General features: G+C 49.4%; 28 protein-coding genes. 13 read left to right on the forward strand and 15 right to left on the reverse strand.

Features of this window, described 5'->3' with window-relative positions; all coding sequences use genetic code 11:
• The 10 genes from ACTHUM_RS02355 to ACTHUM_RS02400 form a co-directional block, all read right to left on the reverse strand.
• A partial coding sequence (locus ACTHUM_RS02355) for a thioredoxin family protein (protein WP_440402792.1) occupies positions 1–113 on the reverse strand: 113 nt, incomplete at its 3' end.
• A 126-nt stretch (positions 114–239) separates the two neighbouring features.
• Positions 240–1,805: an ABC transporter ATP-binding protein gene (locus ACTHUM_RS02360; protein WP_049335567.1), complete on the reverse strand. Its 1,566-nt coding sequence runs from the start codon at positions 1,803–1,805 to the stop codon at positions 240–242.
• Between the two features lie 85 nt (positions 1,806–1,890).
• A complete protein-coding gene (locus tag ACTHUM_RS02365) occupies positions 1,891–3,444 on the reverse strand; it encodes a fatty acid--CoA ligase (RefSeq protein ID WP_070588366.1) in 1,554 nt (517 codons plus the stop codon).
• A gap of 154 nt (positions 3,445–3,598) precedes the next feature.
• Positions 3,599–3,697, reverse strand: a complete 99-nt coding sequence (locus tag ACTHUM_RS02370) for a hypothetical protein (protein WP_083300566.1) — start codon at positions 3,695–3,697, stop codon at positions 3,599–3,601.
• 52 nt (positions 3,698–3,749) lie between these two features.
• Positions 3,750–4,535: a TatD family hydrolase gene (locus tag ACTHUM_RS02375; RefSeq protein WP_440361130.1), complete on the reverse strand. Its 786-nt coding sequence runs from the start codon at positions 4,533–4,535 to the stop codon at positions 3,750–3,752.
• Positions 4,536–4,539: 4 nt separating this feature from the next.
• A complete protein-coding gene (locus ACTHUM_RS02380) occupies positions 4,540–4,893 on the reverse strand; it encodes a PilZ domain-containing protein (protein ID WP_003682949.1) in 354 nt (117 codons plus the stop codon).
• A gap of 10 nt (positions 4,894–4,903) precedes the next feature.
• The gene (locus tag ACTHUM_RS02385; protein ID WP_070588368.1) at positions 4,904–5,884 is read right to left on the reverse strand and encodes a DNA polymerase III subunit delta'; all 981 of its coding nucleotides are present in this window, start codon (positions 5,882–5,884) and stop codon (positions 4,904–4,906) included.
• 322 nt (positions 5,885–6,206) lie between these two features.
• Positions 6,207–7,523, reverse strand: coding sequence for an MFS transporter (locus ACTHUM_RS02390; RefSeq protein WP_070695371.1), 1,317 nt, complete (start codon positions 7,521–7,523; stop codon positions 6,207–6,209).
• Positions 7,520–7,708, reverse strand: a complete 189-nt coding sequence (gene ccoS / locus ACTHUM_RS02395; RefSeq protein WP_003681462.1) for a cbb3-type cytochrome oxidase assembly protein CcoS — start codon at positions 7,706–7,708, stop codon at positions 7,520–7,522. Before ccoS ends, ACTHUM_RS02390 begins: the two co-directional genes overlap by 4 nt.
• Positions 7,708–8,013, reverse strand: a complete 306-nt coding sequence (locus ACTHUM_RS02400) for an HLGFF motif protein (RefSeq protein ID WP_049344144.1) — start codon at positions 8,011–8,013, stop codon at positions 7,708–7,710. Before ACTHUM_RS02400 ends, ccoS begins: the two co-directional genes overlap by 1 nt.
• A 235-nt stretch (positions 8,014–8,248) precedes the next feature.
• Between ACTHUM_RS02400 and ACTHUM_RS02405 the strand changes: the two genes are divergently transcribed.
• Positions 8,249–9,445, forward strand: a complete 1,197-nt coding sequence (locus tag ACTHUM_RS02405; RefSeq protein WP_049344146.1) for an acetate kinase — start codon at positions 8,249–8,251, stop codon at positions 9,443–9,445.
• 152 nt (positions 9,446–9,597) lie between these two features.
• Here ACTHUM_RS02405 and ACTHUM_RS02410 read toward each other — a convergent pair whose 3' ends face one another.
• Together ACTHUM_RS02410 and ACTHUM_RS02415 are read right to left on the reverse strand one after the other, a co-directional pair.
• Positions 9,598–12,360 carry a TonB-dependent receptor domain-containing protein gene (locus ACTHUM_RS02410; RefSeq protein WP_004520833.1) on the reverse strand — a complete coding sequence of 921 codons (2,763 nt, stop codon included), beginning with the start codon at positions 12,358–12,360 and terminating at the stop codon, positions 9,598–9,600.
• A gap of 385 nt (positions 12,361–12,745) precedes the next feature.
• A complete protein-coding gene (locus ACTHUM_RS02415) occupies positions 12,746–13,207 on the reverse strand; it encodes a c-type cytochrome (RefSeq protein WP_004520832.1) in 462 nt (153 codons plus the stop codon).
• 132 nt (positions 13,208–13,339) lie between these two features.
• Here ACTHUM_RS02415 and ACTHUM_RS02420 point away from each other — a divergent pair, with 132 nt between their 5' ends.
• From ACTHUM_RS02420 to ACTHUM_RS02445, 6 genes are all read left to right on the forward strand, one after another.
• Positions 13,340–14,164 carry an SDR family oxidoreductase gene (locus tag ACTHUM_RS02420; RefSeq protein WP_049335582.1) on the forward strand — a complete coding sequence of 275 codons (825 nt, stop codon included), beginning with the start codon at positions 13,340–13,342 and terminating at the stop codon, positions 14,162–14,164.
• A gap of 113 nt (positions 14,165–14,277) precedes the next feature.
• Positions 14,278–14,751 (forward strand): Fur family transcriptional regulator, encoded by a 474-nt coding sequence (locus ACTHUM_RS02425; RefSeq protein ID WP_004520830.1) that lies wholly within the window; start codon positions 14,278–14,280, stop codon positions 14,749–14,751.
• On the forward strand, positions 14,739–15,668 hold the full coding sequence (locus tag ACTHUM_RS02430) for a CobW family GTP-binding protein (RefSeq protein ID WP_003682934.1): 930 nt from the start codon (positions 14,739–14,741) through the stop codon (positions 15,666–15,668). The genes ACTHUM_RS02425 and ACTHUM_RS02430 overlap by 13 nt, the downstream gene beginning before the upstream one ends.
• Positions 15,669–15,765: 97 nt before the next feature.
• Positions 15,766–16,821: an ABC transporter permease subunit gene (locus ACTHUM_RS02435; RefSeq protein WP_039862485.1), complete on the forward strand. Its 1,056-nt coding sequence runs from the start codon at positions 15,766–15,768 to the stop codon at positions 16,819–16,821.
• 36 nt (positions 16,822–16,857) lie between these two features.
• A complete protein-coding gene (locus ACTHUM_RS02440) occupies positions 16,858–17,898 on the forward strand; it encodes an ABC transporter permease (RefSeq protein ID WP_004520828.1) in 1,041 nt (346 codons plus the stop codon).
• A gap of 110 nt (positions 17,899–18,008) precedes the next feature.
• Positions 18,009–18,689: a sulfite exporter TauE/SafE family protein gene (locus ACTHUM_RS02445; protein ID WP_003680951.1), complete on the forward strand. Its 681-nt coding sequence runs from the start codon at positions 18,009–18,011 to the stop codon at positions 18,687–18,689.
• 86 nt (positions 18,690–18,775) lie between these two features.
• On the opposite strand, the gene ACTHUM_RS02450 is transcribed toward ACTHUM_RS02445, so the two are convergent.
• The 3 genes from ACTHUM_RS02450 to xseA all read right to left on the reverse strand — a co-directional run bounded on the left by ACTHUM_RS02450 (position 18,776) and on the right by xseA (position 21,839).
• Positions 18,776–19,585 carry a sulfite exporter TauE/SafE family protein gene (locus ACTHUM_RS02450; RefSeq protein ID WP_070695372.1) on the reverse strand — a complete coding sequence of 270 codons (810 nt, stop codon included), beginning with the start codon at positions 19,583–19,585 and terminating at the stop codon, positions 18,776–18,778.
• 1 nt (position 19,586) lies between these two features.
• Positions 19,587–20,366, reverse strand: coding sequence for a CDP-diacylglycerol--serine O-phosphatidyltransferase (pssA, locus tag ACTHUM_RS02455; protein ID WP_004520826.1), 780 nt, complete (start codon positions 20,364–20,366; stop codon positions 19,587–19,589).
• A gap of 123 nt (positions 20,367–20,489) precedes the next feature.
• Positions 20,490–21,839 (reverse strand): exodeoxyribonuclease VII large subunit, encoded by a 1,350-nt coding sequence (gene xseA / locus ACTHUM_RS02460; RefSeq protein WP_049344148.1) that lies wholly within the window; start codon positions 21,837–21,839, stop codon positions 20,490–20,492.
• A 181-nt stretch (positions 21,840–22,020) separates the two neighbouring features.
• Between xseA and lpxK the strand changes: the two genes are divergently transcribed.
• From lpxK to ACTHUM_RS02490, 6 genes are all read left to right on the forward strand, one after another.
• On the forward strand, positions 22,021–23,031 hold the full coding sequence (gene lpxK, locus ACTHUM_RS02465) for a tetraacyldisaccharide 4'-kinase (protein ID WP_049335618.1): 1,011 nt from the start codon (positions 22,021–22,023) through the stop codon (positions 23,029–23,031).
• Between the two features lie 64 nt (positions 23,032–23,095).
• Entirely contained in the window at positions 23,096–23,761 is a 666-nt protein-coding gene (locus ACTHUM_RS02470) for a hypothetical protein (RefSeq protein WP_049344150.1), read from the forward strand.
• Positions 23,762–23,810: 49 nt separating this feature from the next.
• Complete coding sequence (locus ACTHUM_RS02475; protein ID WP_049335588.1) at positions 23,811–24,386, forward strand: DUF2059 domain-containing protein; 576 nt, start codon at positions 23,811–23,813, stop codon at positions 24,384–24,386.
• Positions 24,387–24,480: 94 nt separating this feature from the next.
• The gene (locus ACTHUM_RS02480; RefSeq protein ID WP_003679524.1) at positions 24,481–24,663 is read left to right on the forward strand and encodes a Trm112 family protein; all 183 of its coding nucleotides are present in this window, start codon (positions 24,481–24,483) and stop codon (positions 24,661–24,663) included.
• The gene (gene kdsB / locus ACTHUM_RS02485; RefSeq protein ID WP_004520817.1) at positions 24,660–25,421 is read left to right on the forward strand and encodes a 3-deoxy-manno-octulosonate cytidylyltransferase; all 762 of its coding nucleotides are present in this window, start codon (positions 24,660–24,662) and stop codon (positions 25,419–25,421) included. The genes ACTHUM_RS02480 and kdsB overlap by 4 nt, the downstream gene beginning before the upstream one ends.
• An 11-nt stretch (positions 25,422–25,432) precedes the next feature.
• Complete coding sequence (locus tag ACTHUM_RS02490; protein WP_004520816.1) at positions 25,433–25,951, forward strand: hypothetical protein; 519 nt, start codon at positions 25,433–25,435, stop codon at positions 25,949–25,951.
• Positions 25,952–25,966: the final 15 nt, after the last annotated feature.

Here is a 25,966-nt window from a genome sequence, read left to right on the forward strand (position 1 = left end):
TTGCAAGGGCCGCACCATGGTGCCCAGAAGTCCAGCAATACAGGTACGTCGGATTTCAAAACGTCTTGTTCGAAGCTGGCATCGCTGGCGTGGATAATCAATTCGCTGCTCATGTTTGTTTCCTTTTGAATGGGGATCGATAAATATGTTGTTCAGGATAGTGGCAGACTGGGAAAATTTCAAGTGCCGCCACTCGGTAATAGTTTTTTTGAAATGCGTCTATCGTAATCCTTAAAGATTCAGACGGCCTCTTGGACCATGTGGCCGGAGTGGGCAATCAAATGACGTGTGTAGTCGCTGGCCGGATTGGCAAATACGCTTTCGCATTCGCCTTCTTCAACGACTTGACCGTCTTTCAACACCATCACGCGGTGGGAAATGGCGCGGATGACGGCGAGGTCGTGGCTGATGATGATGAAGGCGAGGCCGTATTCTTTTTGCAGGCCGCTGAGTAATTCAAGGATTTGTTGTTGCCATTGGACATCGAGCGCACTGGTTGGTTCGTCCAATACGAGGATTTTCGGGCGGACAATGATGGCGCGGGCGATGGCGAGGCGTTGGCGTTGGCCGCCGGAAAATGCGTGCGGATAGCGTTCGAGTGCGTCTTCGGGCAGGCCGACTTGTTTGAGGACTTCTTCGACGCGGCGGCGCATTTCTTCGCGCGGCATTTCAGGTTCGTGCACGCGTAAGGCTTCGGAAACGGTATCGAAGACGTTCATGCGCGGATTGAATGCGCCGAACGGGTCTTGGAACACCATTTGGATTTCGCGTCTCAATTCGTGTTTCCATGGTTCGCCGTTGACAATCAGGCTGCCTTCGGAATCGATAAGGTGCATAACGGCTTTGGCCAGTGTGGTTTTGCCGCTGCCGCTTTCGCCGATGATGCCTAAGGTTTCGCCGGATTTGAGGTCGAAAGAAATGGGGTTGAGAATGGTTTTGTCGCGTTTTTTAAACCAACCGTCCGATTCTTTGACGGAAAAGGCGACGTGCTCGGCCTTAAGTACGGTGGCCGGGTTTTCAGGCAAGGGGGCCACTCGGCGCGTTGTGCCGGCGTTGAGCAGCATTTTGGTGTATTCGTGCTGCGGATTGGCGAAGACTTCGGCTGCTTTGCCGGTTTCAAGGATGCGGCCGTTACGCATAACGGCGACATCGTCGGCAAAACGGCGCACGAGGTTTAAGTCGTGCGTAATGTAGAGCATGGTCATGCCGTGTTCTTCCTGCAGGCGTGAGAGCAGGTCGAGGATTTGGGCTTGAACGGCAACGTCCAAAGCAGTGGTCGGTTCGTCGGCAATCAGGAGCTTGGGTTGGGCGGATACGGCCATGGCAATCATGGCGCGCTGGCGTTGGCCGCCGGAAAGTTGGAACGGATAAGCCTGGGCTTTTTGCTCGGGCTGGTGGATGCCGGTTTCGTCTAGGAGTTCGATGGCGCGCGCCCATGCCTGTTTTTTATCCAAACCCAAATGCAGGGTCAGGACTTCGGCGATTTGTTCGCCGACGCGCATCACGGGGTTGAGGGCGGTCATGGGTTCTTGAAACACCATGCCGATTTCGCAGCCGCGCAGCTTTTGCAGGGCGCGTTCGGACTGGGTCAGCAGGTCGGTTCCGCAATATTTCAGACGGCCTTCAAAGCTAACCATCGGGTTGAGGCGCATAATGCCTTGCGACAATACGGTTTTGCCGCTGCCGCTCTCACCAACCAATGCCAGCTTGCGGCCGGGTTGCAAGGTCAGGTTGATATTGTGCAGGACTTGCTTGCTCGGAAAGGAGCCGTTTAGGTTTTCGATTTCGAGTATAGGTGTCGTCATGGTTGTGGCCGTCTGAAAAGGTTTGTGGAATACAGGTTGTTTTCAGACGGCCTGCATGAATCAAGAGGCCGTCTGAAACAGCGGTTTAGTCTTGAAACTGTTCTTTGAGTTTGCGTTTTAACACTTTGCCGGTGGCATTGCGCGGCAGCTCGTCTTGGAAGATGATTTGTTTGGGGATTTTAAAGTTTGCCAACAGGCCGCGCAGGTGGCTGCGGACTTCGGCTTCTTCCAGCTTCATGCCTTCTTTGAGTTGGATAAAGGCAATGATTTCTTCATCGGCGTATTGGTCTTTCACGCCAATGACGGCGGCGGCTTCCACGGCTTCGAGTTTGTAGATGGCTTCTTCGATTTCGCGCGGATAGACGTTTTGGCCTTTGGAGATAATTAGGTCTTTTTTGCGGTCGACGATGAAGATGAAGCCGTCTTCGTCTATGGTGACAAAGTCGCCGGTTTTCAGCCAACCGTTGACGATGGTTTCATCTGTGGCGTCAGGCATATTGAGGTAGCCTTGCATGACCGAGCCGCCTTTGATGATCAGTTCGCCCACTTCGCCGCGCGGCACTTCGACCAATTCGTCATCGACGGCTTTCACGGTCAGGCCGGGCAGGGCGACGCCGACGCTGGCGGTTTTTTGGCGTTCGGGCGTATTGACGGCCACGACGGGCGAGCATTCGCTCAAGCCGTAGCCTTCCAGCAATTTGGCACGCGGGAATTTGGCTTTGAAGTCGTCAATGGTTTGTCCGGCCAAAGGCGCGCCGCCGCTGATAAACAGGCGGACGCGGTTGAACCATCTGAAATACCAAGGAATTTTGGCCTTGCTCATGGCGGTGTAAATAGCCGGTACGCCGAGGAAAATGGTAGCGCGTTTGAGCAAAACCTGTTTCAACACGTTGGAGAACGGGAAGACGGATTTGACCAAAATAATCGAGCAGGCTTGATATATCGGCAGCAAAACCATGGCAGTCAGCGTAAAGCTGTGGAACATCGGCAAGAAGACGACGAAGCGGTCTTTGCTTGAAATTTGGAAAATTTGTTCGATGCCCGAAAGGTTGGAAAACAGGTTGCTGTAACTGATTAATGCGCCTTTGGGATGGCCGGTTGTACCGGAGGTGTAGATAATGTGCGCCAAATCGTTGACAGACGGCTGACGGCTCAGATTCGGCTTGCCGGGGAATGTGCGTGCGGCATCGAAATAGCTGTCTTCGCCACTGGCGGCTTGGGTTTCGCCAATCCAGATGATTTTACGGACTTTGGTTTTGGCTTTGATGTTTTTGAGTTCTTTGGCCAACGGCGCGGAGGCGAACATAAAGTGTGCGTCGCAGTCATTGAGGATGTAGGAAAATTCTTCGCTTTTCAAAAAGACGTTGAGTGGGACGGCTACTGCGCCGATGGAAGTAATGGCGAAATAGGCGGCAATAAATTCGGGAGAGTTGGAAACGACAAGGGCGACCTTGTCGCCATATTGTACGCCTTCGTGTTGCAGATAGGCGGCGACGGTTTCTACTTCGTGTTTGAGGGAGGAATAGCTGATTTTTTCTTTGTCGTTGAAAATGACCGTGCCTTTACCGTTTTTTTGGCAGGCGGCTGTCAACATGGCGTAAAAATTAGAGTGGGTGTGCATTTCGGAGTTCGTGTCCATATTGTGTCGATGGGTGTACGGTTTCGATGAACCGTTTATTTCGAAGGATAGGTTTTACATCCTATCGGTAAAATAAGCAAGAGGCCGTCTGAAAATACTTTCAGACGGCCTTGAGCTTTGCTGGGCTTAGGAAAGCAATATTTTGAATTTAAATTCATTTATTGTGTTGATGGAAATATTCCCATTCTTTAAAGGTCCGGCCGTTCGGAAGATAGCGCAAGCCGATTTTGTTGTCGTTTCTGTCTTGAGCCATTTTGAGTTTGCCGCTGCGTTTGAGGCAGAACCGGTGGTAGAAAGCCTTAGAACTAGCCGTTGTTCAGACGGCTGTCAGGTACTTTCTTAAACAGGCGGTAGAAATTGTCGCTGGTGTTTTGTGCCAATGTTTCCAAGCTCTCGCCGCGCAGATTGGCTACGAATTCGGCTGTATAGCGGACGTAGGACGGCTCGTTTTGTTTGCCGCGTTTGGGAACCGGCGCGAGGAAGGGTGCATCGGTTTCTACCAAGATTCTATCGGCTGGGACGTATTTGGCGGCTTCCTGAATCAGCGGTGCGTTTTTAAACGTCACAATGCCGGAGAAGGAGATGTATAACCCTAAATCCAAAGTGGCTTTGGCAAAGGCGATGTCTTCAGAGAAGCAATGAATCACGCCGGAATTAGTGTGGCATTCTTTCAAAATCCGCAACGTGTCTTCGGCTGCATCGCGCGTGTGGACGATAACGGGCAGGCCGCTTTCGTTGGCTGCTTGGATATGGTCGGCAAAGCGTTGATGTTGCCATGACAAATCGCCTTTGCACCAGTAATAGTCCAAACCGGTTTCGCCGATACCGACGATTTTCGGATGTTTGGCGGCCTCTACCATTTCGGCAATGGTAAATTCTTCTGCTTCTTGGCTGTCGGGATGTATGCCGATGGTGCAGTAGATGTGGTCATTTGCCTGAGCAATGTCGAAGACTTCGGCAAAACTTTGTTTGCTGACGCTGATGGCAAGCGCCTGTTTGACGCTTTGCGCTTCCATATTGGCAAAGACTTCGGGCAGGCGGTCTTTTAAGCCGTCAAAGTTGAGATGGCAATGTGAATCGATTAAATACATGGTATTACAGGGTAAAAGTAGTGCGGTCGCTGCGCAGGCGCGGGCCAAGCTCGGCTTCGATCAGGTTTTTTGCCTGCAGGCAGCTTTCGTGTTCGGAGAATGCAAGGCCTACGCCTTTGGGGCGATGGGCCGAGGTGCGCGCCGGATTGATCCAAACGACTTTAGTTGGCAGGAAGCGTTTGGGATAGTCGGCGATTTCGACGGCCAAGAGGATGTCTTCGCCTAGTGAGAATACGTCATCGGTCGGTACGAACAGGCCGCCGTGTTCTAAAAACGGCATATAGCAGTTGTACAACAGATTGGGGTCTTTGAGTTGCAAGGCCAACATCTTCGCCGGAATGTCTTTTTTATTCATCATTGATTACCTGTTAGGGTTTGTTTTGCCAAAAATCTAAATATTCGATAAGCAGATACTCAAGCTGCATTTTAACACTCAAGGTATGGTATCCGTAAGGGTTGAGCGCGTTCAGACGGCCCAATAGGGCAAACAGTTTGCGTGAATCGGTTTTAGAGGCCGTCTGAAGCAGGGCTTGGGCATGGTGCGGATAATAAAGCGGCGCCATGCTTTGTTGTGCCAAGCCGACATCCATCAGCCACTTTTGCAACCAGTCGATGAAAACGGCCAGCGGTTGTTTTTGTTTGTCGAACGCGGCGGCGTAGTCGAGTATGGCTAACAGGCGCGGTGCGGCCAGCAGAGTCAGCAACTCTTCGCGTAATGCGTCCAATTCGGGAGTCGGCGTGAATAAAGGTGCGCCGCTGTGAAATGCCAACAAGGCTTCAGCATTTCCCACACCCTGTTGGCGCAGGTATGCCGCAGCCTGCTCATGGGTAGGCGAGGGCAGCACCATCTGGCGGCAACGGCTTTTGATGGTAGGCAGGAGTTTGTCGCGCGCATGGGTAACGAGCAGGAAAACGACGTGTTGCGGCGGCTCTTCCAGAGCTTTCAACAAACCGTTTGCCGCCTGTGTGTTCATGCTTTCAGCCGGATGCACCAATACCACGCGCAGTCCGCCGCGGACAGCGGTCAGGTAAATGTTTTCCACAATATCGCGCACGGCATCGATTTTGATTTGCAGGAGTTTGCGTCCTGTTGCCTCGCCTTCGGGCATTTCCGGCGTGAGTTCGTAAAAGTCGGGATGGGTGTTTTGGCTGAACAAATGGCACGAAGCACACTCGCCGCAGGGTTCATGGCCGGACTTGGGCGATTCGCACAGCAATGCCTGCGCGACAAAGCGGGCAAACTCGGTTTTGCCGGTATTTTCTTTGCCGGTAAACAGCCAAGCGTTGGGTCGGTTTTGCCAATGGGCGGCGAGCTGTTGCCATTGGGTTTCATGCCATGGGTAAATCATATCGTTTGGGAACTATAAGGTAGGTGGTTATTATACTCTCAGGCCGTCTGAAAAAGGTTTCAGACGGCCTTTAATAAACTGCTTAAAAATTAATCAAGTATCTTTTTGCTTTGAAATATCAATTATTAAGCTTACTTATTCACAGCCTTTGCACACGCTTGTTTGGGGAAAATGTGCATTTTGTTTGGTAGTAAAGTTGTACTTAAAATTTAGTCAGTCCTGTTTTTTAATGTTAAATCAGACAGTAATCTGATTTATGCACAAGCTGTCCACGCGATTGAATAGTGAAAATGTGCATGGTGGGGAGACATTTCAGACGGCCTTATTTGCTGCTTTTCAACAAAGCGGTCAAATCCCCGATAAATTTCGATTCCCGTTTGATGAGGTAAACAATCAACGGAATATTACCTACGGCAACAATCAAATACAGCAGCGTGATGCTGTTGAACAACATCAGCAAAACCGCGCTCAAAATGGCAGCCGACACCATAAACACGCCGTTGATGATGTTGTTGGCGGCAACAGCATGGGCGCGGAAGGTTTCGCTGCTGGCAGTTTGCAGCCAAGTGTAGAGCGGTACGGAGAAGAAGCCGCCGAAAAAGCCGATGGCCGACATCACGAGCATAATCGGATACGTTTGGGCTTGCGATAAAAACCAAATAATGCCGTTTAATTCGGTAAAACGTTGGCCTTGGGTCAGCCACACCAGCAATAATCCACAGACCGTCAGTCCCAGAGTGCCGATGGTAACCAAGCCCAAAATCAGGCGTTCGTGGCTGAGTTTGGCGCATAACACCGAGCCGATGGCGATACCGATGGAGAACAGCGCCAACATCAGGTTGAACACATTATCGTTGCCGCCCAAATGGATTTGCGTGAACGTTGGCAGTTGGGTGGTATAAACCGAGCCGATAAACCAAAACCATGAAATACCAATGATGGAAGTGAATACGGGACGATTGGCCGCCGCTTCACGAATCAGTGAATTCGTGCCTTTAATGATGTTCCATTCGATTTTTGTGTCCGACATTTTAGCGGGTACAGACGGCATAAACAGGCTGGTCATCGAGCCGCCGATAGCGACCAATAACACCAAACCACCAACAATATACGGCGGAACACCTGCGACTGCGGTGCCCAAAATTTGGCCGAGCAAAATGGAGATAAACGTACCCGATTCAATCAGGCTGTTGCCCATAATCAGCTCTTTGTCGTTGAGGTAATCGGGCAAAATGGCATATTTCAGAGGGCCGAACAAAGTCGATTGCGTACCCATGCAAAACAGGCAGATTAAAAGCAAAGGCGCGGATTGAATATAGAAGCCATATGCTGCCACTGCCATAATGATGATTTCCAACAGCTTGATCCAGCGCGCTAAAACGGCTTTATCGAATTTGTTGCTCAGCTGTCCTGACAGTGCGGAAAACAGGAAGTAGGGCAGAATAAACAGCATTGCGCCCAAATTCAGCATTTGGCTGGGCGGCAGAAAGTCGTTTTTACCCAAACCGTAAAAACTGATCATCACGAATAATGCGGTTTTGAACATATTATCGTTCAACGCGCCCAAAAACTGCGTCCCAAAGAGCGGCGCAAAACGGCGGGTCGTGTGGAAATTCAGATTGTCTTTTTTAAGGCTCATTGTTTGGATTCTTTGTCTTCGTCTTTTTCGATCAGTTTTTCAGTGGAGTCGTCATCCATCAAAATGCGGTGCGCAGGTCCTTCAAGGTCGTCAAACTGTCCGTTTTTACCCGACCACCAGAAAAACCAGCCGATGATGAAGGCCAAAATAATGCTGATGGGGACAAGGATAAACATACTTTCCATTACATCGCTCCGGTCAAATCGGTCAGGATAAAGGTTTTACCGCTAATGGTCAGGTATTCGTTGCGCAACGAACCGATATTTTTATCGTCAAAAAACAGTTCGATACGGTCTTTAACCACGCGCCAGTATTGCGGGATATCGGTTTGCTCAAAAGGCGACAATACCGCCGCTTCGGCTGCGTCTTCACTTTGCAGCTTGATTACAAAGCGTCCGCTTTGCGGCGGATTTTGCGATTCATCGTCTGCCAGCATAATGAAAAATCCGGCGTGTTCGCCGTCTTGAGTGTGGATACTGAAATAATGCATATCGGTAAATTTTCAAAACCGTCGTCATTTTTTCAGACGGCCTAAAATAAAATTCCGTCCATTTTACATCAAATATTAAGTCAAGCAGCCGATTACATTTTTTGTTAGAATACGACGTTTACTTTGTTAATCTGTTCAGACCGCTACCCACTACGTCCCACAAGGGGTGCAACATAGCCGGAGCCGCAGTAAGGTCCCGACAAAAATGCCGTCTGAAACCTCAAGGAGCATAAAAATGTCACAAAAATTAATCTTGGTTTTGAACTGCGGTAGCTCTTCCCTCAAAGGTGCCGTATTGGATAACGACAGCGGCGAAGTATTGCTGAGCTGCCTGGCAGAAAAGCTCAATCTGCCTGATGCCTACATTACCTTTAAATTCAACGGTGAAAAACACAAAGTTGACCTGTCTGCCAAGCCCGACCACACCGGCGCAGTTGAAGCCCTGATGGAAGAACTCAAAGCCCACGGCCTCGACAGCCGCATCGGCGCCATCGGTCACCGCGTCGTCAGCGGCGGCGAACTGTACAGCGAATCCATCCTCGTTGACGACGAAGTTATCGCTGGCATCGAAAAATGTATCCCGCTCGCTCCCCTGCACAACCCGGCCCACCTTTTGGGTCTGCGTGCCGCACAAAGCATTTTCAAAGGTTTGCCTAACGTTGTCGTATTCGACACCGCCTTCCACCAAACCATGCCGGAACATGCCTACACCTACGCTGTTCCACATGAATTGTATGAAAAATACGGCTTGCGTCGCTACGGCGCGCACGGTACCAGCTACCGCTACGTTTCTGATGAAACCGCCCGTTTCCTCGGTAAAGACAAAAAAGACCTGCGCATGGTGATTGCCCACTTGGGTAACGGCGCATCTATTACCGCCGTCGCCAACGGCGAATCACGCGATACCAGCATGGGTCTGACTCCGCTAGAAGGTTTGGTCATGGGTACCCGCAGCGGCGATATCGACCCTTCAGTTTTCAGCTTCTTGGCTGAAAATGCCAACATGACCATCGCCCAAATCACCGACATGCTGAACAAAAAATCAGGTCTGCTCGGTATTTCAGGTTTGTCCAATGACTGCCGTACCATCGAAGAAGAAGCTGCAAAAGGTCATCCAGGCGCCAAACTGGCTTTGGAAATGTTCATCTACCGCTTGGCTAAATACATCGGCAGCATGACAGTCGCGGCAGGCGGTTTGGACGCATTGGTCTTCACCGGCGGTATCGGTGAAAACTCCGACATCATCCGCGAACGCGTATTGGGCTACTTGGGCTTCCTCGGTCTGTACATCGACCAAGAAGCCAACCTAAAAGCCCGTTTCGGTAATGCTGGTGTGATTACCACTGCCGACAGCAAAGCTGTTGCCGTTGTGATTCCTACCAACGAAGAATTGATGATTGCACACGATACTGCCCGTCTGAGCGGCCTGTAATCTCCGTCATTATTGAAAACCTGCCCGCAAGGGCAGGTTTTTTTGTTGTGTATAGATGAAGAAAATTTTGAGGATATATCGAAAAAAGCCGGAAAACATTGCGTTTACCGGCTTTTTAATCAGTGCAATATGAAGAATGCTGATGGATAGGTTTAGAACTTATAACTGATGGTAAACAGCAAAGTCCTGCCGCGCGCATAGTTATTCAAGACGGAGCGTGTCGTGCCGCCATATTTGCCATTGCATAAACCGTTGGCATCGCATTCGACTTCCTCATCATCTAAACCACCTTTTCTTTCAAATACGCTGAAATAGCGCTGGGTTGCGGCATCGTTTGCGGAATCCAGAGGATCGATATAGCGCTTATTGAACGCATTTTGAATGTCGAAACGAAGGATAAGGTTTTTCTTCGGTTCATAATTGGCATAGAAATCAAAAATCAGCGGCTGTCTGTTGATGCTTTCTGTTTTTTTGATCACCCTTCTGCCCATTTGGTGTGAAGAGTAGGTATTGGCACCGGTTGTCCCGTCAACAAATTCCTCCTCAGTCGTCGCCCGTGTACTTTTGCCGTAATAGCGCATAATGCCGCCGATAGTCAATTTATTGCCCAACCATCGGGACCCTAATTCAAACCGACCGTAATCTCGGGGTAAGCGGGAAATTTTGCTTAAGCCGTAGCCTTGTTTGATTTGGTCTTCTTTAGAAGAGTTGCGGGGCGATTCGCTGGCATCGCTATAATTGGTCGGCTGGTTGGTTTTTTGATATGCGTAAGACAGGGTTGTAAAAAAGCGGCCGAAATCATAGTTCATTTCCACTTCCAAACCATTTTTATGGACAGGTTTGGCGTAGTTTCGATGCTGGATAGAGTATTGCAGGCCGGTACTGGTTACCCAGCTGGGTGCTTTATCCAAATCCCACCATTTGCCATAAACATTGTGGATATAGTTGTTTATCCTGCTGCGATAGGCGACCAGTTTGAAACCCAATACATCGTCCGGCTTGAAAATCCCTTTTTTGAAGGTATTGAAGCCTATTTGGTAAGTATTGGCCTGTTCCGGCTTGAGGGCGGTATTGACGCCTGAGTCGCCGATTTGTGAAAAATACATTTCTTGAATATTCGGCATTCTATGCGTACGCGAATAGCTGATAAACGGCATAAAGTAGTCGTTGACATTGATGTTTAATGCCACCGAATGGTTTACCGCATGCTTTTTACCGGATTTGGTATAAACCGGTTCGTAAAGGTCGCAGCTTGGCGTGCAATGCTGTTTATAAATTTCAGAATCTTCTCCAAATGCTTTTTTAAAGTCTTCTTGGGTATTGAAGTAGTCGGTATATTCGCCCTTGTAGCGGTAGTTGACCATATTGGCGCTGTAATTCAATTGATAAATGCCTTTTTTCAAGGAAGTATCAAAATAGAACGTATTGAATTTTTGCTGGCCTGAAGGTTGCAATATGGTTGATTTTTGAGGAAATATTCCTTTGTCTCCTTTGAAACGGCCTAAAAAGCTGTACAGGCCGGCATCTTGATCCGGGCCGTCGTAAAACAGGCTCAGCTCTTCCGGAAAGCGGTTTTTACTGTATTGGTTTTTAAAGAAATTGAAACCGACGGTAGCTTTTAAATCTGTTTTTTGGGGAAGTTTGAAAGAAAAGCTGTTGTTGATATCCAAAAGATTGGCTGTGTTTTTGGTTTCCAAATAATCAAGCAGCCCCCATCCTGAAAAACGTGAGTTTTTCGGATATTTTTGTTTTCCCAAATTATGGGCGGCCAACACGTTTAAATCGACATAATCGCCAATGTTTAAGTTGTAATTGGCTTGGTAGTTGCGGTTTTCTACTTTGCGGCTGCCGATACGGTTGTTCATGGTACGAAGCTGAAGGTCCAGCTTGTTGTTGTCGTTTTCGTATTCCACTTTGACCAAATGGCTGTTTGAGCGTTGTTGCAGGCTGGTAGGATCGATTGGGGTCAGATCCCATTGCGGTGCCAAATTCTCTTTCCAGCTTCTTTCCAAGTCATCGACATAATCTCTTTGCAAAACCTCAGGATCGTTATATTTTTTGGAGAAAGGGTAGTCCCAATAGCTTTTACCGACCGCATTGCGCTTGGAAAAGTCACGGACCCAGAGATTTTGTTCGTGGTCGAATTTCAATAAATTGCTCTCAAAATATTCTTGTTTTTTACGATCCAGATATTCCTCGCCAAAATTGCCGATACGCTGACCGCCACCGCCTACTTTATAGTTTTGCTCGACATTACGGTGGCTGTAACCATATAACGCACCAAGGCGCGCTCCGCTGTCAAACCATTTTTGTACCGCTCCGGTTGCCATAAAGTTGCTTTTGGTGCTGTTTGTGCCGGTCAATCCTTTGGTCAAGAGGCCGAAGGTATTGTTTCCGTGTACTACATCGTCTACCCGTAAAGTACGGAAATTGGCTGTACCGGATAAGGTATTGATGCCGTTGGCACCCGAGAAACTGCCTTTGGTTACATCCACGCCGGCAATAAAATTGGGATCCAGTGCCGTACCGAATTGTGAGGAGCTGCCGCTGCGTCCGGCATCGGCAGAAGTGGAATAGAAGGTTTGGGTTACGCCGTCAACCATCGTATTGACACGTCCCAAACCGCTATCGCCACGGATATTGACCGCCAATACGCCTGATCCTTTGTCTTGTTGGGTGAAAACGCCGGGCATGCTCCGCACGATGGTATCGATGTTTTCGCTGGATTGATAAACGCGTTCACGCGAACTTTTGGCTTGGCCTTCGGTAAAAACTTTTTTCTCTTTGGCAATGTGTTTACCTTTGACTTGAATTTCATCAAGCTCTTGAGTTGAAACCTCGTCTTCTGCGTGTGCGATACTGGTTATAGCCAGTAAAGATAATGTTAGTAGATTTAATTTGAAATTCGGATTCATGATAGTTACCTCAGAAACGAAGTAGATACTTTATAACATATTATTAAACTTTACAAATATTTAGATAATGGTTTTTATTTATTAAAAAATAAAGCAGATTCTTGTTTCAGGAGATAATCCAAGCGCATATGATTAATCTGGCTGAAAAGATAAAGCAGGTCTGAATTTGAATTTGATTGGTTGAGAAGAAGGGAGATTTAATTGAATTTAAACAGCCGGAAGAAGAAAATTTGATTGCGATATGTGAACTGGGCCGTTAGTTTCAAATGAAACCGGTAAAAAACATGAAATGCAAAATATAAAGTTAATATAGAAAGATTTGAAGTCAGTTGAAGAAAAGGCCGTCTGAAAATGATATTTCAGACGGCCTTTATTGTTTTAAGCCTTATTCCGGACCGCGGAATGTGTCGTGGCAGGATTTGCAGGTTGCACCGGTTTCGCCGTAAGCGGCTTTGATTTCTTCCAATTTGCCGGTTTGTGCGGCGGCGTTGAGTTTCTCAACTGCAGCGGCAAATTTTTCTTCTTCGGCTTTGAAGGTTGCCGTGTCTGTCCAGATGGCAGGCAGGGCGCGGCCGTTGCCTTGAGGGTCGGATTCAAACAGGGTGAACGGTTTTTTGCTGTTTTCGGCGAAGGTTGCGGCGGCTTGTTTGAATTTTTCTACGTCGTAAGGCTCTTCGTCTTTGACCATTTTGCCCATGCGGGTAAACTCAGGCATCATGGATTTGAACGCGGCCGTACGGTCTTCGGAAATAGGGCCTTTAGGCTGGGAAGGCGCGCTGCTGCCGCCGCAGGCGGAAAGGGTAAGCGCCACTGCTGCCAAAGCAACAGGGAGAAAACGGGTTTTCATATGGAGTGTGTCCTATTGTAATGATATGATTATCGTTAAATTTAAAATCAGCCGGCCAAACTCTCAGGCCGTCTGATAAGGCGTTATCATACCTTAAACCCAAGTCTGAAACGAGTACAGAAAGGAAACGATATGGCAATTTTGATTACCGGGGCATCGGCAGGATTCGGCGCGGCAATGTGCCGTACTTTTGTTGCGGCAGGCTATCATGTCATTGGCGCGGCACGGCGCGAAGACAAATTGCAGCAGTTGGCAGAGGAATTGGGCGAGCAGTTTTACCCTTTGGAAATGGATGTTTCTCGTACGGAGTCAATTCAAAACGCTTTAAACAGCCTGCCTGAGCATTTAGCTGAAATCGATTGCCTGATCAACAACGCCGGTTTGGCTTTAGGTCTGGATTCCGCTGATAAAGCCGATTTTGGCGATTGGGAAACCATGATTCAAACCAATATCATCGGCCTGATTTTTCTAACCCGCCAGATTTTGCCGCAAATGGTAGCGCGCAAACAGGGCTACATCATCAATTTAGGTTCGATTGCCGGCAGTTATGCTTATTCCGGCAGTAATGTCTATGGTGCAACTAAGGCTTTTGTGCGCCAATTCAGTATGAATCTGCGCGCCGAATTGGCAGATAAAAATATCCGCATTACCAATATCGAACCGGGTTTGTGCGGCGATACCGAGTTTTCCAATGTCCGTTTCAAAGGCGACGATCAGCGTGCGGCCGAGGTTTATGAGAATGTCGAGTTTATCCAGCCGCAAGATATTGCTGATACCGCTTTATGGCTCTATCAGCGTCCGGCGCGGATGAACGTCAATTCCATCGAAATCATGCCGGTTGCCCAGACCTTTGCAGGCATGAAAGTTTACCGCGATGAGCCTGCTCCGGTGAAGGAAGAAACGTTTGAAAAACAAAGTATGTCTTTGTTTGGAAAAATTAAATCTTGGTTTAAGTAATCGGCATCAGGCCGTCTGAACGTTTCAGACGGCCTCTTTGTTATCTGAAATTGAACAAACACGTTATAATGTAATTTTTTATTAACAAGGCCGTCTGAAAGGCTGTTTCAGTTATGAACGTAATCAAACAAAAAATCTTAGAACAAGCGCAGCGCGATGGTGTGCAGGTAACCGCTTTGCGCGAGCAAGTGCTTGATATTGTTTTGAAACAAAGCGGCGTGATTAAAGCCTACAACGTTCTGTCGCAGATGCAGCAGCAAAGCGAGGGCGTGGTTGCGCCGCCGACGGCCTACCGCGCCCTTGATTTTTGGGCGGAGCAGGGCGTTTTGCACAAAGTGGCGGCGGTCAACGGCTATATTCTGTGCAGCCACGCGCAGCACGAGTGCAATGACCATTGCCATGACCACGAAGAAGCCGAAGCGCACCACAGCGCGTTTATTTTGGTTTGTACCGAATGCGGTACGGCAGATGAGCAGACCTTGAGCCAAGAATGGGCGGCCTTGCGTGCAGGCGTGGCTGAAACCGGTTTCTCATTAAAAGAAGAACATGTTGTTTTAACAGGAATTTGTAAAAAATGTCAGAAGTAAAAAAGACCAAAGTCCACCTGATTTCAGGCTTTCTCGGAACAGGTAAAACCACCGCACTCAAAAGTCTGATGGCGCAAAAAGACCCGAATGAAAAATGGGTCATCATCGTCAACGAATTCGGCGAAATCGGCATTGACGGCGCCGTCTTGAGCGACAACGGCATTCCCGTGGCCGAAATCGCCGGCGGCTGTTTGTGTTGTACTGCCGGTGCGCAAATGGGGACGACCGTACAAAAAATGCTGCGCGATGCCCAACCCGACCGCTTGATGATTGAAGCCAGCGGTCTGGCACACGCCGCCAGCGTTATCGACGAACTGAAAGCCAAACCGCTCGACAGCATGCTGGAAATCGGCGCCGTCTTTACCGTCGTCGATCCGCGCCAATTCATTAATCCCGATTACGCGCAACAAGCCTTGTATAAAGACCAAATCGGCATTTGCGACGTATTGGTCGCCAGCAAAACCGACTTGTGTACGCCGGAGCAACTGGCCGAATTTCATGATAAAGCGGCCAAGCTGTTCCCGCCTAAAGCCAAAGTGGTTGAAGTACAAAATGCGCAACTTGACATCCAATGGCTTGATATTCCCGTTGTCGAAAAATCGCGCTACCGCCTCAAAGCCCTGCCGGACAACACCATGGGCTTCCAGTCGCAAGGCTTTACTTTCCCTGCCGGACGTGATTTCGATGGCGAAAAACTGACTGATTTCTTCAACGACCTGCCTAAATTTACAGACGGTCTCGTGCGTGCCAAAGGCGTGTTCCAAGTGCTCGGTACATGGGTATGGCTGAACTGGGTGGACGGTCAATGGGGCGCAAACCAAGTTTCATGGCGCCGTGATTCCCGCTTTGAGCTGATTGCCAAATCGTTTGACGCGGATTTGATTGAGAAGAAATTGCAGGAGGCGTTGGAGAAGTAAATCATCGGCCAAACGCTTATTAATCCGTTACTATATGCCGTCTGAAGTCAGCGGTTTCAGACGGCCTTCAAATCAAAAAATAGAGGAACACTTAACCATGTGGCGTTATATCTTTCATCGTTTGCTCCTTTTGATTCCCACGTTGTTGGGGATTTTGGCGATTACCTTCGCTGTGATTCAGTTTGTTCCCGGCGGTCCGGTGGAGCAGATGGTTCAGCAGCTGACGCAGGGCGCGGTTGGCGGCGAGACGGCGGGACACAGTATGCCTGGAACTTTGGCCAAAAACGGCAACCGCATCAGTGCGGAAGATTTGGCCGCGCTGAATGCTTTGTACGGTTTCGACAAGCCACCTGTGACGCGTTTTGTGGATATGGTATGGAAATTTGCCCGTTTCGATTTGGGCGAGAGCTTTTTCCACCACCAAACCGTATTTGAGTTGGTAAAAGAGAAAATGCCGGTATCGATGAGTTTGGGTTTGTGGACGTTCTTCCTGACTTATTTGATATGTATTCCGTTGGGTATTGCCAAGGCGGTCAGGGATGGCAGCCGATTCGATACGATTACGGGGATGATCATTTTGGTCGGCTATACCGTACCGCCGTTTGTCTTGGGCTTGGTGTTGCTGGTGTTATTTGGCGGCGGCAGCTTTTTTGCCTGGTTCCCGCAGGGTGGCTTGGTTGGTGATGATTTTGATACGCTCTCTTGGGCAGGTAAAGTCAAAGATTATTTATGGCATATGGCCTTGCCGATTACCGCTTCGGTGGCAGGCAACTTGGCGGTGATGACCGTATTGACGAAAAACGTGTTCCTTGAAGAAATCCGCCGTCAATATGTTTATACCGCGCGAGCCAAGGGCTTGCCTGAGAAACAGATTTTGTGGAAGCATATTTTCCGCAACGCCATGATTCCTCTGATTACCGGTTTCCCGGCTGCATTTATCGGCGCATTCTTTACCGGAAGCCTGTTGATTGAAACGCTGTTCTCGCTGGATGGTTTGGGTTTGCTGTCTTACGAGGCAGTGATGAAACGTGATTATCCTGTCGTAATGGGTACGCTGTATGTATTCACGCTGATGGGGTTGTTGGCTAAACTGGTGTCGGATATTTCTTATTCATGGGTCGATCCGCGTATTCACTTTGGCGGACAGAAATAAGGCCGTCTGAAAATATCTTCAATCCATTATTAAAGAATGTTTCGAACCATGAAAAAGAAAAAATCTACTTCAAACCCTACTTGGCAAGCCTTTAAGCAGCATAAGCGCGGTTGGTTGGCTTTGCGGATTTTGGCCGTTTTGTTTGTCGTCACTTTGCTTGCTCCTTTGTGGAGCAACGATAAACCTTTGTGGATACGCTATCAGGGCGAGTATTTCTTCCCCTTGGTAAACGAATACAACGAAACCACATTTGGCGGCGATTTCGATACGCCTGCGGATTATCTGGATCCGCTTATCCGCCACAACATTACTTCAGACGGCAATTTTGCCCTTTATCTGCCCAATCCTTACGATGCCGATACTTTAAACGATTTTGATACGGCACCCGATCCGGCCAAACCGTCCGAACGGCATATCTTGGGAACGGACGACCGCGGCCGTGACCTGTTGGCGCGCTTGGTTTACGGTTTCCGCGATTCGCTGTTGTTTGCCTTGGTGTTGACTGTGGTGACTACCGTAATCGGCGTGGTTGCAGGCGCGGTACAGGGTTATTTCGGCGGTAAAACCGACCTTCTGATGCAGCGTTTTATCGAGGTTTGGGGCGGTATGCCGGAGCTGTACCTCTTGATTATCCTGTCTTCGTTTTTTAATCCGGGGCTGTTGATTTTGCTGGTGTTGCTGTCGCTTTTCGGCTGGATGGGCTTGTCCGACTATGTCCGTGCCGAGTTTTTGAAAAACCGTCAGACCGATTATGTTTTGGCGGCGCGCGCAATGGGCGTGGGCAACCGTGAAATCATGTGGCGCCATATCCTGCCCAACAGCTTGACGCCGGTATTGGCCTTCCTGCCTTTCCGTATTTCCGGTGCGGTACTTGCCCTGACCAGTTTGGACTTCTTGGGCTTGGGCGTACCTGCCTCACAGGCAAGTTTGGGCGAGTTGCTGGCGCAAGGTAAAGACAACTTGGACGCGTGGTGGATTGGCCTGTCTGCCGTTGCTACGCTGACGGTAATGCTGCTTTTGCTGGTCATGATCGGCGAAGGTTTGCGTCAGGCATTTGACGTACGCGCACGCAGTTAATTGCTTTTCTAAAGCGTGAAGAGGGTGGGCGGAAAAGCTTATCCTGCATTCTCAGGGCCGTCTGAAAAGTTTCAGACGGCCTCATCCATTCGTTTGAATCATTAAAAACCATGAATCAAGAAATCACATTTCTTACTCTTTTTCTGCTCGGCTTTTTTGGCGGAACGCATTGCGTCGGTATGTGCGGCGGATTGAGCAGCGCATTTGCTTTGCAGCTGCCGCCACATTTAAACCGAATCGGGCTGATTGTATTGTTGAACTTGGGGCGCATCAGCAGCTATGTCGTCATCGGCCTTCTGGTCGGCTTGGTCGGGCAGGTCGGCATTTCCTTGGACGATACGCGCGCGGTTCAAAACGGTTTGTATATTGCCGCCAATGTTTTGCTGCTTTTGCTCGGTCTGTATCTTGCCGGTATTTCGACTGCCGCAACCAAAATCGAAGGCATCGGTAAACCGATATGGAAACGCCTGAATCCTTTGCTGAACAAATTGCTGCCGATTAAATCAGTGCCTGCCTGTTTCGGCGTCGGCGTGCTTTGGGGCTGGCTGCCTTGCGGTTTGGTGTACAGCGCGTCTTTGTATGCTTTGGGCAGCGGCAATGCCTTGCACGGCGGGCTGTATATGCTGGCGTTTGCATTGGGGACCTTGCCGAACCTGCTCGCGATGGGCATATTTGCAGCGCAGTTGAAAACCTTTCTGCAAAAACGCATGGTTCGTTTGTGCGCCGGATTGTTGGTGGCAGGATGGGCGATATGGCGCTTGGCTGTATTTGCGATGGGGCAAATCGGGTAAGGTAAAAAGGTTTTATTTAGTTTGTTGTTTTGCAATTAAAAAGGCCGTCTGAAAGAATTTCAGACGGCCTTTTTCACAAGAAAGATTTAATGTATCAAATTCCAAGCCATCTTGGCGGCAATCAGCAGCAACATGATGCCGAAGGCGATTTTGAGTTTTCGGGCGGGCAGCTTGTGCGCCGTTTTTACGCCGAGTGGAGCGAAGAGGATGGTGGCAGCGCTCAATATGGCTACAGCCGGAAGATAGATAAAGCCTGCCGCGCCTTCAGGCAGGTGGGCAACATGTAAACCGTTGGCAAAATAGCCGATGGTGCCGGCAATCGCAATCGGCCATGCCAGACCTGAAGATGTGCCGATGGCGCGGTGTGCCGGAAAGTTGCAATATAGTAGAAATGGAACGGATAGCGAACCGCCGCCGATACCGACCCAACTTGAAGCCGCCCCAAAAAGCGTACCCACGGCTGTCAGGCCGTGGAGGGCAGGCAGGGTGCGTGAAGGTTTGGGTTTGGAATCGCGTAGGGTTTTGACTGCGATAAAGGCAAGAAATGCAATAAAGAAAACTTGCAAAGCCAGCGTCGGCATATATTTTGCCGTTACCGCGCCGAGGAGTACGCCAAGTATCATGCCCGGCGTCATTCGGCGGACGGTCGCCCAATCAATGGCGTGCTTTTTATGTTGGGCGTACATACTGGAGAAGGTAGTAAACACCATGACGGCAAAGGAAGTGCCGATGGCAAGATGCTGGGCATAGGGGTGGCTGCCTATGCCTTGCAGCTGCAACGCCCATAAGACAACGGGAACAATCAACGTGCCACCGCCTACGCCGAATAGTCCGGCAATAAAGCCCGCTGCGCTGCCGACGGCGAGCAGGGCAAGGATGATGTCCCAAGACCACATTTCAGACGGCCTTGTCGTGTTTGTGTGCTTTATGGCGTTTTTTAAACCAACGGATGACTGCCATCACATAACCGGACAGGCTGTAACCGAGGAAAAATAGGAAGAGGACGAGAGAAGGCTCCCAGTTGATGAGCAGCAATACCAACACGGCCAACACCATGCCCATAAACGGTACTTGGCGGCGGATGTTGATTTCTTTGAAGCTCCAAAACGGAATCTGCACAATCATGGAAATGCCGGCAAACAGGGTAATGCCCAATGCCCACCAATGCACGCCGGGGAAGCGTTCGATGCTGTGGTTGACCCAAATCAGGCCGACAATCAACGCAGCGGCGGTCGGGCTTGGAACGCCGATAAACCAGCGTTTGTCGACTTTGCCGATAAGCGTGTTGAACAGTGCCAAACGCAGAGCGGCGCAGGCGCAGTAGATAAAGGCGACGGAATAGCCGATTTTGCCAAACTGCCAAAGTTGCCATTTGTAGGCAATCAGGGCAGGCGCGACGCCGAAACTGACCATATCGGCGAGGCTGTCGAGCTGTTCACCGAATGCGCTCTGGCTGTTGGTCAAACGTGCAACGCGTCCGTCCATGCCGTCGAGCAGCATGGAAAGGAAAACTGCAATCGCCGCCGTTTCATAACGTCCGTGCATGGACTGTGTAATGGCGAAGAAGGCGCAAAACAGTGCGGCGATGGTAAAGGAATTGGGCAGCAGGTAAATGCTGTTTTTGCGGATGGAATTGCGTGGTGGAATCGGATTTTCTGTATTTTGTGAGTTGTCCATAATGTTTCCGTATATGCTGCGGGTGCAGATGAGGCATTATACCGCATTGGCAGGTTAAGGATTTTTAAAAGGCAGACATAGTTTCACTTCAATCGCATAAAGTTTCAGACGGCCTTTATTTTGTCAGTCAAACAACTCGCCCTGAGCCTGCTCTTTGGTCACGCGTACGTCGGTTTCGCCGTCGGCAAAAGTGATGTGCAGTTTCTGCCCTTGTTTCAATGTATCGGCATTGCGGATGACTTGTCCGCGTGTGTTTTTGACGACGGAGAAACCTCGCTCCAGAATATGCTGCGGCGATACGGCTTCGAGCAATGCGGCTTGGGCGATCAGGCTTTGACAGCGTTGGACAAGCAGCTGGCGGAAGGAATGCGACAAGGCCGTCTGAAAGCGGTCGATGTTGTGTTTGTAAATGGAAACATCAGGACGGCAATGTTTCAGGGTTTGGGTTTGGCGTTCAAAACGGGCGGTATGGGCACGGAGGTTTTGCGTCATCGAGTAAGACAGCGTTTGCGCCAGCTTGCTGATTGAAGCGCGCTGATCGTCAAGTTTTTGGCGCGGGTGACGGATTTGCCGCGCCAACCAGTCGAGTTTTTGGCTGGCATCGAAATAACGTTGCTCCAAAACGGTTTTCAGACGGCCTTGCGCTTGGGCTAGACGATGTAACGATTCTTGGCGGTTGGGGCTGACCAGTTCTGCCGCGCCGGTCGGCGTGGGTGCGCGTACGTCGGCGACGAAATCGGCGAGTGTGAAATCGGTTTCGTGGCCTACGCCGCTGACAACGGGAATTGCGCAGGCTTCGATGGCGCGCACAACCGGTTCTTCATTAAACGCCCACAAGTCTTCAATGCTGCCGCCGCCGCGACAGACAATCAGCACGTCACATTCGGCGCGTTGCGAAGCGGTTTTAATCGCTTGAGCAATTTGCAACTCGCTGCCTGTGCCTTGTACGGGCGTCGGATAAACGATAACGGGGATTTCGGGTGCGCGGCGGTTTAAGGTGGTCACGACATCGCGCAAAGCTGCCGCCGCCAGGCTGGTGACGATGCCGATACATTGCGGACGGGCGGGCAGAGGTTTCTTGCGTTCCGCTGAAAACGCGCCTTCCGCCTGCAACTGCGCCTTCAATCGCTCATAGGCTTCGTAAAGCTGCCCCAAGCCTTTGAGCCGCACCTCGTTCACCGTAATCTGAAATTCACCCCGCGCTTCATAAATACTGATTCTTCCTGATACCTCGATATGGTCGCCTTCTTTCAAAGGCTTCGCCAAGCGCATGGCCGCACCCTTAAACATCGCGCAACGCACCTGAGCGCGGCTGTCTTTGAGCGAGAAATAATAATGTCCGCTGGCAGCACGGGTCAGGTTGGATACTTCGCCGGCAATCCACAAGCCTGCGAGATGGTCTTCCAACAAGGCTTTGGCGAGGGCGTTGAGTTCGGATACGGAAATGGAGGAGGGCGCGAAGAGTTCGGACATTGCGAAACAGGAAAAATTTGGGAAAGTTGAATTATAAGGGTTTTAGAGCGATTCGTTGTATTCGTTTTTATGAAACTTGCGCCCTTTGTTTTAATATTATCAAAGGCGCATGTTCAGACGGCCTTGCCTGGGCGGGCTTGTGTTATATTATCGTTTGATTTTCGCTTCAAAAGCCGTGCGTATGCCCAAACTCCACCAAATTATCGAACGCCATTGGCAATCCCCCAATCCGTTTTTGTCTTTGCTGTTAAAACCATTGTCCAAGCTGTTTGCCAAAATTGCGGCGAAACGGCGCGATGATTTTGTTTCAGGCCGTCTGAAAAGCGAAAAATTGCCTGTGCCTGTGGTGGTAGTCGGCAATATCCATGCAGGCGGAACAGGGAAAACGCCGATAGTCGCTGCGCTGGTGTCGGGTTTGCAGGAAAAGGGCGTTAAGGTCGGTATCATCAGCCGAGGTTATGGGCGCAAGAGTAAGGCGGTTCATGTATTGAATACAGCCAGCAGTGCGGCAGATGCAGGCGACGAGCCTTTATTGCTGTTTCGCCAAACCGGTGCGCCGACGGCGGTAGGCAGCAGCCGTGCAGAAGCAGGCAGGGCATTGCTTGCAGCGCATCCGGAGCTTGAATTGATTGTGACCGACGACGGCTTGCAACATTATGCCTTGCAGCGCGATATGGAAATTGCCGTATTCCCGGCGGCGGATACGGGGCGGACGGATTTGGATTTACTGCCCAACGGCAGCTTGCGCGAACCTTTGTCGCGATTGGCTTCCGTTGATGCGGTCGTCGTCAGTGGCGGAAAGGCAGATGCGGCATTTAAGCCGTCTGAAAATATGTTTGTCAGCCATATTGAAACAGGGCGGATTTACCGGTTGAACAGGCCGTTTGAGAAATTGGATTTGGAAGGCTTGGGAAATCAAACCGTCGCTGCCGTCGCCGGTATCGCCAAGCCGGAACGTTTTTTCAATACGTTGCAAAGCATGAATATCGCTTTGAAACAAACCGTTGCCTTGCCTGATCATGCAGATATTACGGCCGCGGATTTACCGGACGCAGATGTGGTGATTATCACGGAAAAGGATGCAGTCAAATTTTCAGACGGCCACGGTTTGAATCATGTGTGGGTCTTGCCTGTTTATGCGATAATTGAGCCGGACTTGGCGGCGTTTGTATCCGCGAATGTTTCAATCTAAATGCTTATAGATGTTTCACAGATGTTTTAAAGATGATCTTCAAACTACGCAATAGGAGTAAATCATGAAGTTAAAATATTTGTTGGTCGCTTGCGCAGCTTTATTTGTATCCACTCAAAGCTTAGCTGCTAAACCAAGTGATGAATCTGCAATGAAATGGTTGGAAATTCAAGGGATAAGCAGTAATTATAGCGAGAAAGTACAACGTTCTTTAGAGATGGTGAATAAAGAGGACAATGAACGCTTGTTAACGATGACGCCCAAAGCTCAAAAAGCGCAGATGAAGGCGGTCATCAGCCGTTATATGAAAAACATGCAAGACGATTTGAGCCGCCCTGAGTTGAAAAAACAATGGTTGGATGAAGAAAAGCGTGCCGTACAGAAAGTATTCACACAAGAAGAAGTGGATGTAACCAACCGTTTTTTCTCTTCGGCTCAGGGAAAAAATATTTTGAAAAAGATAAGAAGTTTCCAACAGCATGGTGGAAATCTTGAGGATATGTTGAGCCAATCGGATATAGAAAAGATGACTGAAGCATTTGGGCATGGTGCCGGTAAGTCTGCGCTCGAGAAAATTAAGCATTTCGATAAGCTGAGTGATGAGATTATCCACAAAACCATGAGTCAAAACTACCTCAATGCAAGCGATAAATATACGCCTGCTTTTGAGGAGCAAACACATGGTATTTTATGCGAAGGCAACAAACATTTGCCGAAGTGTGCCAAATAATTTTCCGACTATCTGAAAATATTTATTTTTTGTTGAAAGGTAGAAAAAGATGAAGCTGAAAACCTTATTATTACCCTTCGCTGCGCTGGCATTGTGTGCCAATGCGTTTGCCGCGCCGCCCAGTGATGCGTCGCTGGAGCGTTTGTTTGAGGTGCAGAAGATGGATGCTCTGTTAGACCAGTCTCTCCAAAGCGTTGGAGGTATTGTGCTTTCTGATCCGAATGTACAGAATCTTTGGAAAGATGCGCCGGAAGACAAACGTCCTCAGTTGGAAGCAGTCTTGAAAAAATATACAACTCAATTGATTGCTGAAATCAATACACCGCAAGTGCGTGCCCAGTTGCATAAAGCGGCTTTGGAAGGCATAAAGACGGTTTATACTCAGGAAGAAGTCAACGCATTGATTGACTTTTACGGCACTGCAGTGGGTCAATCAATACTCGCTAAAACTCCACGCTATCTTGAAGCAACAATGACCCCAATATTGAGTATCATCACCGAAAAATACGAAAAATCCAGTCAAAACGCAAACTTAGCCCGTGAAATCCGTCAGATCATGTGCAATGGCAAAAATCCTGACCAAGCTTGTACACAGCAAACGAAGAAAACGGCACGGAAAAAATAATGCCGCTTGAGGCCGTCTGAAAACGAGTGCAGCAAGTTTCGCCAAAACGAGCAAAGTGATTTTCGCTAAAACCACCAAACCAGAAAGTAACCCCATGGAAAAAAAATTCTTAGACATCCTTGTTTGTCCTGTTACCAAAGGCAAACTCGAATACCATCAAGACAAACAGGAATTGTGGAGCCGTCAGGCAAAGCTGGCTTATCCGATTCGTGACGGCATCCCTTATATGCTGGAAAACGAAGCACGAGCGTTGAGCGAAGAGGAACTGAAAGCATGACCGAATTTGTCGTATTGATTCCGGCGCGGTTGGATTCTTCACGTCTGCCGGGCAAGGCTTTGGCCGATATTCACGGTAAACCGATGGTTGTACGTGTTGCCGAACAAGCAGCGAAAAGCAAGGCCGCGCATGTTGTCGTTGCCACCGACCATCCTGATATTCAGACGGCCTGTCAGGCGCACGGTGTCGAAGTGGTCATGACTTCTAATCAACACGAAAGCGGTACAACGCGTCTTGCCGAAGCGGCCAATACGCTGAAACTGCCGCAGCATCTGATTGTTGTGAACGTACAAGGCGACGAGCCTTTAATCGATCCCGAACTCATCAACCGTACGGCTGAAGTTTTGGTTGAAAACAATGTGCAAATGGCGACCGCCGCCCACGAATTGCACGATTTTGACGAGTTTATGAATCCTAACGTTGTCAAAGCCGTCCTCGACAAAAACCGCAACGCCATCTATTTCAGCCGCGCCCCGATTCCTTATCCACGCGATGTGATGCGCTCTGAAAAACGTGAATTGCCTTCAGAAACAGCTGTCTTGCGCCACATCGGCATTTATGCCTATCGTGCAGGTTTCCTGCAACGCTATTCCGAAATGGAAGTTTCTCCTTTGGAAACCATTGAATCTCTGGAACAATTGCGCGTCCTGTGGCACGGTTATCCGATTGCTGTTGAAATTGCCCAAGAAGCGCCAGCCGCCGGCGTGGATACACAGGAAGATTTGGACAGGGTAAGGGCTGTGTTCGAGGCCGTCTGAAAGGAAAAAACATGAATGATTTACGCCATTTGAGCCGTGACGAACAAAAACTGCTTGCCGATGTCGCTTTGCTGGTCAAAGACGACGATCAAGAGTTCAACTACGAAATGTTGAAAGTGGCCGCGCCCGACGAGGCCAGCGGCGAATTTTGGTTTCGCATGGCAGAAATGCTCAGCACCCTGCCGCCCAACCAATCCTTAGATTTGCGCATGACCGGCGGACGGTTGGCGGTCGCCGTATCGATTTTATCGGTGTTGTTGCAGGAAAGCCCCGATATTCCCCAGCTTTGGGCACAAAAAGTGATTGCGCTCAACTATCTGGCACACGGCCATCGGACACGCGCCCTCGGTTTAGCGCAACAGCCGGATAAAGCGGCAGAAGCCAACGAGGAAGAATATTTGGCAAAAGCCTTGTCCCAAAACCTACTTTCCACGTTGAAAGACGCATTGGAACGCTTCCCCGAAGACAGCTGGTTTATCGAAATGCGCGATGATGCGTGGCAGCACTTTGGCTCAGAGCAGGCCGTCTGAAGTTTTGAACGATAA

The sequence above is a fragment of the Neisseria sp. P0021.S006 genome, assembly GCF_051956895.1.